We start from the raw sequence: 14,448 nt of genomic DNA, 5'->3' as shown, positions 1-14,448 counted from the left end.
CGCGATGACCGACCTGACTCCCGGCCTGATCGATGCGCTCGCACAGCGCCTGGCGGCGCTCGACGCCGAGCGCGCGGTGCGCGCGACGATCACGCGCTACATGGCGCTGTGCGACGTGCCCGAGGATGCCGGCGACGGCCCGTCGCTCGCCGGGCTGTTCACGCCCGACGCCGTGTGGGAAGGCATCGGCCCGCAGTATGCGCAAAAGTTCGGCCGCCTCGAAGGCACCGCCGCGATCGTCGCGATGCTGGGCCGCTATCTGCCGCCCGATCCGCACTTCTCGGCGAACCTGCACTGCCTGACGTCGGAGTCGATCGAGGTCGACGCCGGCAACACGCGCGCGCGCGGCCGCTGGATCATGCTGCAGGCGTCGCGCTACGCGGACGGCGCGGCCGAGTTGATCGCCGCGCGGCTGACCGTCGATTTCGCGCCGGCCGCTAACGGTTCTGCGTGGCTGATCCGCCATTTCCGCACCGAACGCGTGCTCGACGGCCCCTGGCCGCTCGCCGCGCCACGGCCCTGATTGCTGCTCCTTTCCACCGCTTGCTCACGATACCGACCATGACAGGCTTCATCGACACCTTCACGCTCGGCGGCCCCGGCCCCACGATCGCGATCAAGGACACGATCGACATCGCAGGCTATCCGACCCGCGCGGCGAGCCGTGCGCTCGCCGACGCACCGCCGGCCACGCAACACGCGGACGTCGTCCGCCTGCTGCTCGACGCGGGCTGGCAAATTGCCGGCAAGGCGAACATGCACGAGCTCGCATTCGGCATGACCGGCATCAACGACTACACGGGCACGCCCGTCAATCCGCAGGACGCGACGCGCATTCCGGGCGGCTCGTCGAGCGGTTCCGCTTCGCTCGTCGGGCTCGGCATGGTCGATGCAGCGCTCGGCACCGACACGGGCGGCTCGATCCGCGGGCCGGCTGCCTGCTGCGGCGTGGCCGGGCTGAAGCCGACGTTCGGCCGCGTGTCGCGGCGCGGCGTCGCGCCTGCCGACACCACGCTCGATTGCGTCGGGCCGTTCGCGCGCGACATCCGCACGCTGGTTGCGGTGATGGCCGCGATCGCGCCCGGCTTCGATCGTGCGCAAGCCGCGGCCTCCGTGGCAGGCTGCACGGTCGCGCACATCACGGTCGACGCCGACCCGGCCATCGCCGCCGCGCTCGACGCGGCCATACGCGCGTCGGGCCTGCACGCGCACGCGGCCGTGCTCGACGACATGGCGGCGTCGTTCGTCGCCGGGCTCACCGTGATCAACGCGGAAACGTCGCGTGCGTTCGGCCATCTCGTCGAAACCGGCAAGCTTGGCGCCGATCTCGATGCCCGATTGCGTGCGGCCGCAACGACCACGCCCGCGGCATTGCAAGAGGCCGAAGCCGTACGTGCACGCTTCATCGCACAGGTCGACGCCGCGCTCGAACACGCGGACGTGCTCGTGCTGCCGACGCTGCCCGCGCTGCCGATCACGCTGCAGCAGGCGCGCGATGGCGTATCGGTGATCGCGATGTCGTCGCTGATCCGGCCGTTCAACCTGAGCGGCCATCCGGCACTCAGCCTGCCGCTGCCGCTCGCCGGTTCGCCGCTGAAGGCCGGCCTGCAGATCGTCGGGCGCAAGGGTGCGGACGAACACGTTTGCGCGATTGCGGCACACTTCGAAACGGCACTCGCCGCATGAACCACGATGCGGGCGCGACATCGACCGATGCGCGCTCGCGAACCACGGAATCACACACCATGTCAGACCGAGTCGTCCTCGTCACCGGCGCCGCACGCGGGCTGGGCGCCGTCATCGCCGAGCGTTTTCATGCGGCCGGCTACCGCGTCGCGCTGGCCGATATCGCCGCCGACGCCATCCAGGCGCACGCACGCGAACTCGACCCGAGCGGCGAACGCGCGATCGCGCTGCCGCTCGACGTCACGTCGAAACGCGATTTCGAAGCCGCGCGCGATGCGCTCGTCGCGCGCTGGGGCACGATCGACGTGCTCGTGAACAACGCGGGCGCCTCGAAGGTCGTGCCCGCGATGGAGATCACGGCCGAGCAGTTCGACCAGGTGATCGATGTAAACCTGCGCAGCGTGCTGTTCGGCTGCCAGGTGTTCGGCCAGTACTTCACGACGCGCGGCGCGGGCCGTATCGTCAACATCGCGTCGCTCGCCGGGCAGAACGGCGGTTCGGCGACCGGCGCGCACTACGCGGCCGCGAAGGGCGGCACGCTGACGCTGACCAAGGTGTTCGCGCGCGATCTCGCCGCGCAGGGCGTGACCGTCAACGCGATCTCGCCCGGCCCGCTCGATTTGCCGATCGTCTATGAAAGCGTCGCGCCAGAGAAGCTGCGCCAGGTGCTCGCGAGCCTGCCGGGCGGCAAGCTCGGCTCGGCCGGGTTCGTGGCGGACGCCGCCGTGCTGCTCGCGTCGGGCGACGCGCATTTCGCGAACGGCGCGTGCTGGGACATCAACGGCGGGTTGTACATGCGCTGAGCGTCGCGCGTCGAGCGCTGCGTGCAGCGCTTCGCCGAACCCCGGCAAGGCCCTATCGCGACGCTTCCCCGTCGTCGCCCCACACGACCATCACATCGCGCACGAGCGCGGCGATCGACGTCGCGCCGAGCTTCTCCTTGATGCTCGCGCGATGCACGTCGACGGTCTTCACGCTGATCGACAGGTCCGACGCGATCTGCTTGCTGCCCTTGCCGTCCACCACGCCGCGCAGCACTTCCTTCTCGCGCGCGGTCAGCGCATCGAGCCGCTGGCGCAGCTCGCGGTGACGCTGGCTCACCGCATGCCGCTGCTGCGCGAGCCGCAGCGCGCGTTGCACGCGCTCGAGCATCTGCTGCGAGTTATACGGTTTCTCGACGAAATCGATCGCGCCGTTCTGCAGCGCGCGCACGGACATCGGGATATCGCCGTGCCCGCTGACGAAGATCACCGGCAGCGTCGCGCCGCGCGCGTTCAGTTCCGCCTGCACATCGAAGCCGCTTTTCTCCGGCATCCGCACGTCGAGCACCAGGCACGCAGGGAGGTTCACGTCGAAGCGCGCGAGAAAATCGGTGGCGTTCGCGAATCCTTCGGACGCGATGCCGACCGATTCGAGCAGCCACGCGAGCGACGTCCGCATGCCGTTGTCGTCGTCGACGATGTATACGATCGGTGCGGGTGACGTCATCGCGGGTGTCTCACTGAATATCGGTATCGGTATCGCACGCGCCGCATACGGGGCCGGTTCCGGCGCGTCGCGCGCGTCGTTCGCTGGGGGTGTGCGGCACATCATAACGAGCCGAAAACCCGCTGAAAACCCTTTCACGCGCCGTATGAACGTGCAATCGCGCTTTTTTTCGCGCGGTGCGCCGCGCATCTAGGTAGAACCTTTAGACGCGTTGGCGAGAACGCCATCTCCATCGTCAATCGTGCGAATGGTCGCCGGCATTTTCGCGTCGTACGCTTGGGTCATCGTCGGTGATCCGGCGCTGCACCGGTAGCGCCAAGCGATCGCCGCTTTCGTCCAACCAGGAGCGCCCATGTCTTCCACGACCGATATCCAGCGACCGGCACGCATCGAGCCGACCGACGCGCAGAAGGCCTTCCGGCAAGCGATGGCCCACCTCGGCGCGGCCGTCAACGTGATCACCACCGCGGGGCCGCACGGCCGCTGCGGGATCACCGCGAGCGCCGTGTGCTCCGTCACCGACACGCCGCCGACGCTGCTCGTGTGCCTCAACCGGTCGAGCGCGATGCGGGCGACGTTCGAACGCAACCGCCACGTCTGCATCAACGTGCTGCCGGCCGAACACGAGCAACTCGCGCGGCATTTCGCAGGGCTCACCGACCTGCCGATGGCGCGACGCTTCGACCTGCCCGTGTGGGATCGCGGCGAGCAGGACGTGCCCGTGCTGCGCGACGCGCTCGCGAGCCTGCAGGGCACGATCGCCGACATGAAGGAAGTCGGCTCGCACTCGGTGATGTTCATCGAGGCGACGTCGATCCGCGTGCGCGACGACGGCGACAGCCTGATCTACTTCAGCCGTGCGTTTCATCGCGTGTCGCGCACGGCGTGCGTGCGGTGAATGGCGTGTTTAGAGCGTGATTACGCGGCGGCCCGCAACGCGCGCTGCCCGGCCGCGAGCGCGGCGCCCGCGAACAGCGTCAGCGCCGAATACACGAGCCCGCGTGCGAGCCCGGCACTATCCGACACCCAGCCGATCGCGACCGGCCCGGCGATCTGCCCGAACGCGAAGACCGTCGTGAACGCGCTGATCCCCTTCGCCCAGCCGTCCGGCGGCAGGTTGTGGCGTACGAAAGCCGTCGTCGATGCGACGGCCGACAGGAACGTCGCGCCGAACAGCACGCCCGACGCGAACGCGGCCGCCGGATGCACGAACATCGCCGGCATCAGCGTCGCGATGCCGAGCAGCGCGTTGAGCACGGCGAGCGCCTGGCCGCCGCGCATCCGGTCGAGCAGCCCCGACCACAGCCGCGCCGACACGACGGTCGCGACGCCGAGCATCACGTAGAACGCGGCAACCACCGTGCCGCTCATCCCCGCGCCGCGCAGCAGCGCGACGATGAACGTCATGTAGCCGATGTAGCCGACGCCGAACAGGCCGTAGCCGGCGAGCGCGAGCGCGAAGCGCGCGGGGCTCGCGGTCGCGACCAGCGCCGCACCGCCGCGCGGCGCAGTCGGTGCCGCGTGCATGCGCTCGATGCGACGCGCGGCCGACACGGCCACGGCCGAGAACAGCACGCACGCGAACGCGAGCGCGAACCACGCGGGCTGCCAGCCATGGTCGCCGTGTGAGAGCGTCGCCGGCACGAGCAGTGACGATGCGACGACGCCCCATCCCGTGCCGCCGTAGTAGAGCCCGAGCAGCAAGCCCGCATCGCGTGGCGATGCCGATGCGAGCCGCGCGGCCAGCACGCCGCCGCTGATGAAGATCAGCGCGCTGCCGACGCCGGTCGCGAGCCGCTGCACGAGCAGCGCATGCATGCCGGACGTGAGCCCGCACGCGGCCATCAGCAACGCGGTCAACACGCATCCGGTCGCCAGCAGCGAGCCGGCTCTCCAGCGCCGCGACAGCAACGGAAACGCGAGCGCTCCGACCAGATAGCCGGCCGCGTTCGCCGTGTTCAGCGCGCCGGCCTGCGCGAACGTCCAGCCGAGATCGGCCTTCATCGGCGGCAGCAGCAGCGCATACGAAAAGCGCGCGAGGCCGAGCGCAATCGCGCTGCCGAACGACAGGCAGATCGCGAGCCGCCACGCGGCGATGCGATCGGGGTCACGTTCCGGGAAGGGGCTGGTCGCGCCGGTGTCCGGCCGCGACGGGCCGGCCTGCTCCGGTTGCGGCGCTGCGCGCATCGCGTGTCTCCTTGGTCGTTCGAAGCCGCGGCCAGTCGTGACGGCGGAACCGGTGTTCCGCACGGGGCAATCCCAACTGTCGAGGCTTCCGATTCTGTCGACCGATCATACTTGAGCCGTCGCGGGCCGGCATGCGTTGTCGACAGGAGCCCGGCCGCGGCAGCCGGCTCGTCCATGCATCGCCCGCCGCAAGCCATCGCGAGAGCACGTCGGCCGCTTGCCCGCGCTACCCCCGCAATCCCGCCATGAAAGCCGTGAACAACGCGCGTCCCTCGGGCCATTCCGCCAATCCCGCTTCCGTATTCAGATGGCCGCGCGGGCCGAGCAGCAACGGCGTCGCGCCGCGCGCTTGCGCCCATGCAATGCCGCGCCCGGCCGGGTCGTACCCGTCATCCGAACTGGCGATCGCCAGCACCGGCAAGCCGCCGAAATCGCCCGCCGGCACATCCGCGAACGCACGGGCGGCAACCGGAAAACGCGGGCCGCCCGGATCGGGCACCGCCACGAGCCACGCAGCGCGCACGACGCGCGTCGACGCCGCCCGCCAGTGCGCGAACAGCAGGCACCCCAGTGAATGACAGATCACCACCGGCGGCGTCGCGGCTTGCGCAACGGCTTCATCGAGCGCCGCCATCCAGTCGCGCAGGTCGGGCGCATCCCATGACGCAGGCGCGATGCGCACCACGCCCGGCAGCGCGGCCTCCCAGTGGCTCTGCCAATGATCCGGTCCCGAGTTACCGATCCCCGGCACGATCACGATCGTCTGGTCCATCTCCGTCTCCATGAATGAGTGAGCTCAGAGTCTGGCTTGCCGGAAACCGGCCGGGAATGGCAAATCATCGGATATTGAGACAATATGCCGATGAATTAACGGAGCGGGAAAGCGGCCATGTCGAACGGAGAGCTCGATCGCCTGGATCTGTCGATCCTCGAGGCGCTTCAGGACAATGCACGGATGCCGCTGTCGGAAGTGGGCCGCCGCATCGGCCTGTCGCAGCCGGCTACGTCGGAGCGCGTCAAGCGGCTGGAAGAGCGCGGCATCATCGCGGGCTACGGCGCGCGGATCGACCCTGCCGCGCTGGGGCTGGGGATGATGGCCATCATCCGGTTGAAGACCACGCACGAACACATCAAGCCTGCGCTGCGCGCGTTCGCGGAAATGCCGCACGTCATCGAGGTCCACCGGATGACCGGCGAGGATTGCTTCTTGCTGAAGGTCCTGGTGCCGACACCGGGGCAACTGGAAACCATCATCGATGCGATCGCCCGCTTCGGCGCGGTCACGACGTCGCTGGTGCTGCGATCCGAGCCGGCCAAGCCGCTCGGCAAGGCGCTGCTCGGTTGACGCGCATCGGGCCGCTGATGCGCTACCGATGACCGGCGACGCGTTCGCGCGCATGCATGGTCGCCGCGAACGCCATCGATCACGACGATCGAATTTCCGATGAAAAATCGCCGAATGCAATGCAACGCCTGGAATTCCGGTCATTGAAAAAATGACATCGAATCCGCCATTCGCTTTATCCGTGCTTTACGTCATGCGCCCCGCCAATCCCCCGTGTTTAGCACGCTTCGGCTAAAAACCTTGCAACGCATTGCATTCGCAAATTCGTCAGACTAATATCAACGCCACTCGCCGCGCATTCACGAAATGCGTGATGAGGAGTGGCAACTTTTTAGCCGCGCTTTCATGTTGAATCACTCATGTTCACCACAGGAGAATTGACATGCAGGACACCCAGCAGATCGAATTGCTTGACTGGATGCAGGAAGACACGCACCCCGAGGCCGTCGACATGATGGTCGAGGACGCCGTGGTGCCGTTCGGCACCGCGCTCTGGCCGGTCTGAGCGGGCCACCCGTTCTCGCGGAAGGGCCGCGGCCCTTCCGCCGCTTCCGGAGACACGCATGCTGAACCTGCATCGCGCGCTGGGCTTCCACCCTGCGCTGCGCGACAAGCTCGCGCGCGGCGAGTCGGGAAAACTGCTGGTCGGCCATGACACCCGCAACCGCGACATCGCATTGCGCGCGTTTTCCGCCCTGCCCGATTCGCTCGACGCGACCACCCTCTGCCTCGAAAGCACCCCACCCGCCGATATCGCCGCCGCGCTCGATCGCGCCGATCTGTTCGTGCTGCTGTACGACTCGTCGTGCCTGCCGACGCCGTCGCCGAGCGGGCCGCCGTTCCTCGCCGCGATCCGTCCCGCGATCGTCGAGCACTGGAGCAAGTCGGTGCTGTTCAAGGATTACGGCCCGCATCTCGACGAGGCGTTCGCCGAATCGCTCGACGACATCGCGGCACGCAACGGCCGGCTGATCGACGCGGCCGCACGCGCGTCGCAGATCCGCTTCATCGACGAAGCCGGCAACACGCTGACGGGCTCGCTCGCGCCGGACCAGAAATGGACGAGCGTGGACGGCATGGGCAACCTCGACATCGTGCCCGGCGAGATCGCGACGCACGTCACCGATCTCAACGGCTCGGTCGTCTTCAGCGGCACGTTTCTCGGCACCGTGCCGTTCGCGATCAAGTACAAGGTGGCCGAGCGACTCGCCACGCTGCGCGTCGAGAACAGTACGATCGTCGGGTTCGACACGGACAACGAAGGTTTCCGGCGCGACTTCTCGACCTATCTCGACCGGCATCCGAATCACCGGCGAATCGAGGAGTTCGGCATCGGCACGAACCTCGGGATTCGCGGGCTGTACGGCCGCAACGCGGGGTTCGAGGAACGCCATCCGGGCCTGCACCTCGGGCTCGGCGGCGGCGAAAACGGCAGCCACCATCTCGACCTGATCTTCGCGCGCGGCACGCTCGCGCTCGACGACCGGATCGTGTTCGACGGCGCGTTCGCCGTCTGACGAAGCGGCTGCGTGCTCAGGCTTCGGCGGCCGCCGTGTCGCCGAGCCACTTGAACATCACGAGGCTGTCGACGAAGCCGAGCCGCGCGTGACGGTACGCACGCGGCAACCGGCCGACGATTTCAAATCCCAGCTTCTGCCACAGCGCCACCGCCACTTCGTTGGTCGACACCACCGAGTTGAACTGCATCGCGAGGAAACCGCGCTCGCGTGCGACCTGCTGCGAATGCTCGCACATCAGGCGCGCGACGCCGCGGCCGCGCGCGGCCTCGCTCACCATGTAGCCGCAGTTGCTCACGTGATCGCCGGGGCCGCCCGCGTTCGCCTTCAGGTAGTACGAGCCCAGGACCACGCCGTCCTCTTCGGCGATCCACGTGCACAGCGGCGCATCGAGCCACAGTGCGCGCGCCGCTTCCTGTGTCGGCGCCGCATCGAATGCATAGGTTTCCTGAGCGGCGACGATCGCGCGATAGGTCGGCCAGAAGCGCGGGAAATCGTCGTCGGTCATCGGGCGAATCGTGATCATGCGAAGTCTCTCGTGATGGGAATGTCGGCAGGCATGCCGGCGATCGTACCGTGATTCAGGAACGGCTGCCGTCCCGTTGCGCCGCGCTGCGATACGCGCCCGGCGGCACGCCGTACCAGCGCTTGAACGCCTGCGAGAAACTCGACAGGTCGCTGAAGCCGAGCCGCTCCGCGACTTCCGCGAGCGACAGCCGCGCGTCGCCGAGCAGCGTCTCGGCCATCGCGCCGCGCGCCTGCGCGAGCAGGGCGCGGAACGTCGTGCCCTCCTCCTGCAGTCGGCGCTTGAGCGTGCGCGGGCTCGTGTTCATCAGCCGCGCCATGTCCTCGAGCGAGAACGGCGCGGGGCCGGGCGTCGCGCTCAGGTACTGGCGCACCATCTCGGACGTGCCCACGCGCGCACGCCGCGCTTCGAGCAGTTGGCCGCACATCTGCTCGCACATCGACACCGTCAGCGGATTCGCGTGCGGCAGCAGCCGGTCGAGAAACGCGCGGTCGAAAGCAAGGCGGTTCGCGCGCGCCGAGAACGCGGGCTCGATGCCGGCGATGCGCGGCACCGGCAGGGTCGGCGTGCGCGCCGCCTGCACCGTGAAGTGCGACAACGCGAACGTGTCGTCGCCGATTTCCTGCAGCAGCACGGCCGCGGCCGTCATGTCGCGCTCGACCAGGAACCGGCTCAGCGTGCCATCGAGTTCCGGCGCGCCGAAATTGAGCACGCACGTGCCGCCTTCCTCGCGGTACGTGATCACCGTGAACGCATAGGTGAGCGGCAGGAAGCGCAGCGCCAGCGCGAGCGCGTCGCGTGCGGTCGCGCTCGCGATCAGCCCGTAGCCCCACACGCCGTAGGCCGAGAAGTGATAGCGCTGGCCGACCTCGAACCCGAGGCCCGGCGCGCGCCCGAGCGCGCGCAGCAGGTTGCCGGTCAGCCGCAGTTCCTGCGCGGCCGTCACCTCGACCTTCGGATCGTCGAGCTGTGCGTTGGCGAGCCCGGTGCCGGCCAGCAGCGTCGTGTGCGGCACGCCGCGTTCGTCGCCGAAATCGACCAGCAGCCGGGCGCTGGCCGGACTCCGGGTGAAATCCCAGAAGCTCATGCGGAGAAACCCTCGAAGCGCCGATTTGGCCCAAATACTAAAACAATTGTCCCGAAGCAGCATTGGTGTTTTCCCATGCGGCCAGCACCATCGGCGTCAACCAGTCGTCATCCGAACGACGCCATCGCCCTCCGGAGGAGACACCATGCGACCGAGTCGCCCGACCGATCCCGCAGCCCGCTTCGCATGCCGGCGCGACGCTTTCGTCGCGTTCCTCGCGTTCGCCGCGTTCGCCGCGTTTGGCCGCGACCCCGCCCCGCCGCTCGCGCCCCGCCTGCCGCACGCCGGCCGCCCGGGCACGCAGCCGCGCCCCGCTTGATCCATCGACCCTCGGAGGACCAATCCATGAGCAAGACTTTCGACTACATCGTCGTGGGCGGCGGTTCGGGCGGCAGCGTCGTCGCCGGGCGGCTGACCGAGGACCCGGCCGTGACCGTCTGCGTGCTCGAGGCCGGCGGCCGCGGCGACGGCACGCTCGTCAACGTGCCGACCGGCGCGGTCGCGATGATGCCGACCCGCATCAACAACTGGGCCTTCGACACGGTGCCGCAGCCGGGCCTCGGCGGGCGCATCGGCTACCAGCCGCGCGGCAAGGTGCTGGGCGGGTCGTCGGCCATCAACGCGATGGTCTATATCCGCGGCCATCGCGTCGACTACGACGGCTGGGCCGCGCTCGGCAACGAAGGCTGGAGCTACGACGACGTGCTGCCGTACTTCCGCCTGAGCGAGCACAACGAGCGCTTCGACGATGCGTGGCACGGCCGCGACGGCCCGCTGTGGGTGAGCGACCTGCGCACCGGCAACCCGTTCCATGCGCGCTACCTGGAAGCCGCGCGGCAGGCAGGACTGCCGCTCACCGACGATTTCAACGGCGCGCAGCAGGAAGGCATCGGCCTCTACCAGGTCACGCAGAAGCACGGCGAACGGTGGAGCGCCGCGCGCGCATACCTGCTGCCGCACATCGGCCGCCGCGACAACCTGACGGTCGAGACGCACGCGCAGGTGCTGCGCGTCCTGTTCGACGGCACGCGCGCGATCGGCGTCGAGGTGCGGCAGCGGGGCGAGGTCCGCACGCTGCGCGCGCGGCGTGAAGTCGTGCTCGCGGCCGGCGCGCTGCAAACGCCGCAGTTGCTGATGCTGTCGGGCGTCGGCCCGGGCCGCGAACTCCAGCAACAGGGCATCGCCGTGCACGCCGACCTGCCCGGCGTCGGCCGCAACCTGCAGGATCATCCGGATTTCATCTTCGGCTACCGCACGCGCAGCGTCGACACGATGGGCGTGTCCGTGGGCGGCGGCCTGCGCATGCTGCGCGAGCTGGCGCGTTTTCGCCGTGAACGGCGCGGGATGCTGACGTCGAATTTCGCGGAAGGCGGCGGCTTCCTGAAGACGCGCGCCGAGCTCGACGCGCCGGACATCCAGCTGCACTTCGTCGTCGCGCTCGTCGACGATCATGCGCGCAAGCTGCACGCCGGCCACGGGCTGTCGTGCCACGTATGCCTGCTGCGGCCGCGCAGCCGCGGCTCGGTCACGCTGACCAGCGCCGATCCGCTCGCGGCGCCGCGCATCGATCCCGCGTTCTTCGACGATCCGCGCGACCTCGACGACATGGTCGCGGGCTTCCGCCTCACACGACGGCTGATGGAAGCGCCGGCACTCGCCGACTGGACCACGCGCGACCTGTTCACCGCGAACGTCGACACCGACGATGACATCCGCGACGTGCTGCGGCGGCGCACCGACACCGTGTATCACCCGGTCGGCACGTGCCGGATGGGGCACGACGCGCTCGCCGTCGTCGATCCGCAACTGCGCGTGCGCGGCCTGCAGGGGCTGCGCATCGTCGATGCGTCGGTGATGCCGACACTCATCGGCGGCAATACCAACGCACCGACGATCATGATCGCCGAGAAGGCCGTCGACCTGATGCGGGACGTGTGCCGCACATCCGCACAACCGCAACGCGAAACCGTCAGGATGACGACGGATCTCGACACAGTTCCTGCCGCGAGTGCCGCGCACGATGCCATCCAGCCCGAGGAAACCCGCCATGTCGTCGCCTGATACCGCTCGCGCCGCCGAATCCACCGCACCGCTCGCGGCGATCATCATCGGTGCCGGCTTCGCCGGCATCGGCATGGCGATCGCGCTGCAACGTGCCGGCATCCACGATTTCGCGATCGTCGAACGCTCGCACGATGTCGGCGGCGTGTGGCGCGACAACCGCTACCCGGGCGCCGCCTGCGACGTGCCCTCGCACCTGTACTCGTTCTCGTTCGAGCCCAATCCGGCGTGGTCGCGCGTGTTCGCGCCGCAGCCCGAAATCCATGCGTACCTGCAGCATTGCGCGCGCAAGTACGGCCTCGCGCGCTACCTGCGCTTCGGCGCCGAAGTCGCGCACGCCCGCTACGAAGAAGCCGCCGCGCTGTGGCGCGTCACGCTCGCCGACGGCACGACGCTCAGCGCCGCCGTGCTCGTCAGCGGCACCGGGCAGCTGAGCCGCCCCGCGATGCCCGACCTGCCCGGCATCGACACGTTTCGCGGCCGCGCGTTCCACTCCGCGCACTGGGATCACGACTATTCGCTCGCCGGCAAACGCGTGGCGGTCGTGGGCACCGGCGCGTCGGCGATCCAGTTCGTCCCCGCGATCGCGGGCGACGTGAAGCAGCTCGTTGTATTCCAGCGTTCGCCGGCCTATGTGATGCCGCGCCCCGACCGCGCGTACCGCCCGTGGGAGAAAGCGCTGTTCCGCCGGTTGCCGTGGGCGATGAAGCTGCATCGCGCATCGATCTACCTGCGCTACGAATCGCGCGCGATCGCGTTCACGCGCCTGCACAAGCTGATGAAGGTCGCGGTCGGCCAGCCCTTTCACACACTGCTCGCACGCGACGTGCCGGACCCCGCGCTGCGTGCGCGGCTCACGCCCGACTACCCGATCGGCTGCAAGCGCATCCTGCTGTCGAGCGACTACCTTGCCGCGATGAGCCGCGACAACGTCGAACTCGTCACGCAGCGGATCCGGCGCGTGACGGAGGACGGCATCGAGACCGTCGACGGTGTACATCATCCGGTCGATGCGATCATCTACGGCACCGGGTTCGCGGCGACCGAGTTCCTGTCGCCGATGCATATCACCGGCCGCGACGGGCTCGACCTGAACGACGCATGGCGGCGCGGCGCGCAGGCGTATCTCGGGCTCACCGTGCCCGGTTTTCCGAACTTCTTCATGCTGTACGGCCCGAACACCAACCTCGGCCACAACTCGATCGTCTACATGCTCGAAAGCCAGATCGCGCACGTGATGCGTTGCCTGCGCACGATGCGGCGCGATGGCGCGCGCGAGATCGACGTCGATGCACGCCGCTACCGGCGCTTCAACGTGCATGTGCAACAGCGGCTCGAAGGCTCGGTGTGGAACAGCTGCAAGAGCTGGTACGTCGATGCGTCGGGCCACAACAGCACGAACTGGCCGGGCTTCACGCTGACCTACCGGTGGATCACGCGCTTCACCGGGATGGGCGCGTACCGCTTCACGCATCCGTTGCCCGAGTCGGTCGCACCGGCGCGCGACGTGGTGATCGCGCCGCCCGCCGGCCGGCTGGAGGCACTGACCGCCGCATCGCTGCGCGGCTTCCTGCGCGTCGCGTTCCGGCCGCTGATCGGGCCGCCGTTCGGCGCGCGCATGCAACGGTGCGTCGTCGCGCTGCTGTCGCCGCTGATGCCGGGTACGGGCGGCACACTGCGCTACCGTACGTCCGCGCATCGCGTGCCGGTTGAAGTGGTCGCGCCGAAACGCGGTGACACGGGCGGCGCGATCCTCTATCTGCACGGCGGCGCATTCTGCCTCGGCGGGCCGCACACGCATCGCGGCGTGACGACGCGGCTGGCGAACGAGGCCGCCCTGCCGGTGTGGGTGCCCGATTACCGGCTGGCCCCCGAGCATCCGAGCCCGGCCGCGCTCGACGATGCGCTGGCCGTCTATGACGCGATGCGCGCTCAGGGTCATGCGCCGCACCGGATCGTGATCGCCGGCGATTCGGCCGGCGGTGCGCTGGCGCTCGCGCTGGCCATCGCGCTGCGCGAGCGCGGCGAGCCAGCCGCCGCCGCGTTGCTGCTGATCTCGCCGGTGACCGATCCCGCGATCGGCGGCGCGACACTGGCGTCGCGCCGTCATGACGATCCGATGATCCGTCGCGGCTGGCTCGAACAGGGGCTGCGCTGGTATCACGGCGCCGGTTCCGTGGCCGCCCGCGGCCCGCTCGACACCGACCTGCGCGGCCTGCCGCCGATGCTCGTCCAGGCCGGCGACCAGGAGGTGCTGCTGTCGGATGCGCAGCGGCTCGCCCGTCATGCGCGGGCCTGCGGCGTGCCGTGCCGGCTTGAGGTTCATGCGGCGCGCTGGCATGTGTTTCATCTGCAGGCGTTTTACCTGCGGTCGGCACGCGATGCATTGCGGACGCTGGCGGGGTTTGCGGCGCAACGGGTGGCGATGAAGGCGTGACGACGAAGCAGTCACGCGCCGCGATCGGGGCCGTGGTTCGCGGCCTCCCCGGTCGGGTGCGCGGTGCATGCGCCGTCAGCGAACCCGCTTGCCACGAAGCGACGTCGTCTTGCA

General features: G+C 69.1%; 15 protein-coding genes. 10 read left to right on the top strand and 5 right to left on the bottom strand.

The window, feature by feature from the left end; translation table 11 throughout:
- Positions 1-4: 4 nt before the first annotated feature.
- Genes LGM56_RS15885 through LGM56_RS15875 form a run of 3 tightly spaced genes read left to right on the top strand, consistent with a single transcriptional unit; the run spans position 5 to position 2,489 of the window.
- A complete protein-coding gene (locus tag LGM56_RS15885) occupies positions 5-523 on the top strand; it encodes a nuclear transport factor 2 family protein (protein ID WP_226205585.1) in 519 nt (172 codons plus the stop codon).
- Positions 524-561: 38 nt separating this feature from the next.
- Entirely contained in the window at positions 562-1,686 is a 1,125-nt protein-coding gene (locus LGM56_RS15880; RefSeq protein WP_089497624.1) for an amidase, read from the top strand.
- Between the two features lie 59 nt (positions 1,687-1,745).
- Positions 1,746-2,489, top strand: a complete 744-nt coding sequence (locus LGM56_RS15875) for an SDR family NAD(P)-dependent oxidoreductase (protein ID WP_226205583.1) — start codon at positions 1,746-1,748, stop codon at positions 2,487-2,489.
- Between the two features lie 52 nt (positions 2,490-2,541).
- On the opposite strand, the gene LGM56_RS15870 is transcribed toward LGM56_RS15875, so the two are convergent.
- Entirely contained in the window at positions 2,542-3,174 is a 633-nt protein-coding gene (locus tag LGM56_RS15870; protein WP_011356098.1) for a response regulator transcription factor, read from the bottom strand.
- Positions 3,175-3,526: 352 nt separating this feature from the next.
- Between LGM56_RS15870 and hpaC the strand changes: the two genes are divergently transcribed.
- Positions 3,527-4,072 (top strand): 4-hydroxyphenylacetate 3-monooxygenase, reductase component, encoded by a 546-nt coding sequence (gene hpaC / locus LGM56_RS15865; RefSeq protein WP_226205581.1) that lies wholly within the window; start codon positions 3,527-3,529, stop codon positions 4,070-4,072.
- 20 nt (positions 4,073-4,092) lie between these two features.
- On the opposite strand, the gene LGM56_RS15860 is transcribed toward hpaC, so the two are convergent.
- The gene (locus LGM56_RS15860) at positions 4,093-5,361 is read right to left on the bottom strand and encodes a YbfB/YjiJ family MFS transporter (protein WP_089497627.1); all 1,269 of its coding nucleotides are present in this window, start codon (positions 5,359-5,361) and stop codon (positions 4,093-4,095) included.
- 226 nt (positions 5,362-5,587) lie between these two features.
- Entirely contained in the window at positions 5,588-6,133 is a 546-nt protein-coding gene (locus LGM56_RS15855) for an RBBP9/YdeN family alpha/beta hydrolase (protein ID WP_089497628.1), read from the bottom strand.
- 117 nt (positions 6,134-6,250) lie between these two features.
- Between LGM56_RS15855 and LGM56_RS15850 the strand changes: the two genes are divergently transcribed.
- From LGM56_RS15850 to LGM56_RS15845, 3 genes are all read left to right on the top strand, one after another.
- Positions 6,251-6,706 carry an Lrp/AsnC family transcriptional regulator gene (locus tag LGM56_RS15850; protein ID WP_089432202.1) on the top strand — a complete coding sequence of 152 codons (456 nt, stop codon included), beginning with the start codon at positions 6,251-6,253 and terminating at the stop codon, positions 6,704-6,706.
- Positions 6,707-7,088: 382 nt separating this feature from the next.
- On the top strand, positions 7,089-7,211 hold the full coding sequence (locus tag LGM56_RS36790; RefSeq protein WP_006766865.1) for a hypothetical protein: 123 nt from the start codon (positions 7,089-7,091) through the stop codon (positions 7,209-7,211).
- A 58-nt stretch (positions 7,212-7,269) separates the two neighbouring features.
- On the top strand, positions 7,270-8,223 hold the full coding sequence (locus tag LGM56_RS15845; protein ID WP_226205580.1) for a leucyl aminopeptidase: 954 nt from the start codon (positions 7,270-7,272) through the stop codon (positions 8,221-8,223).
- Positions 8,224-8,239: 16 nt separating this feature from the next.
- On the opposite strand, the gene LGM56_RS15840 is transcribed toward LGM56_RS15845, so the two are convergent.
- Positions 8,240-8,749 (bottom strand): GNAT family N-acetyltransferase, encoded by a 510-nt coding sequence (locus LGM56_RS15840; RefSeq protein WP_089497631.1) that lies wholly within the window; start codon positions 8,747-8,749, stop codon positions 8,240-8,242.
- Between the two features lie 55 nt (positions 8,750-8,804).
- On the bottom strand, positions 8,805-9,836 hold the full coding sequence (locus tag LGM56_RS15835; RefSeq protein ID WP_226205579.1) for an AraC family transcriptional regulator: 1,032 nt from the start codon (positions 9,834-9,836) through the stop codon (positions 8,805-8,807).
- Positions 9,837-9,981: 145 nt separating this feature from the next.
- Between LGM56_RS15835 and LGM56_RS15830 the strand changes: the two genes are divergently transcribed.
- From LGM56_RS15830 to LGM56_RS15820, 3 genes are read left to right on the top strand one after another with little or no spacing between them, the layout of a single operon-like run.
- Entirely contained in the window at positions 9,982-10,155 is a 174-nt protein-coding gene (locus LGM56_RS15830; RefSeq protein WP_226205578.1) for a hypothetical protein, read from the top strand.
- A gap of 26 nt (positions 10,156-10,181) precedes the next feature.
- Positions 10,182-11,897, top strand: coding sequence for a GMC family oxidoreductase (locus tag LGM56_RS15825; RefSeq protein ID WP_226205577.1), 1,716 nt, complete (start codon positions 10,182-10,184; stop codon positions 11,895-11,897).
- The gene (locus LGM56_RS15820; RefSeq protein WP_226205576.1) at positions 11,884-14,334 is read left to right on the top strand and encodes a flavin-containing monooxygenase; all 2,451 of its coding nucleotides are present in this window, start codon (positions 11,884-11,886) and stop codon (positions 14,332-14,334) included. Before LGM56_RS15825 ends, LGM56_RS15820 begins: the two co-directional genes overlap by 14 nt.
- Positions 14,335-14,448: the final 114 nt, after the last annotated feature.

It is taken from the genome of Burkholderia sp. AU38729 (genome assembly GCF_020419725.1).
GTDB lineage: Bacteria > Pseudomonadota > Gammaproteobacteria > Burkholderiales > Burkholderiaceae > Burkholderia.
The sequence above is the reverse complement of the archived record's forward strand: the minus strand, read 5'-3'. Positions and strand labels throughout refer to the sequence as shown.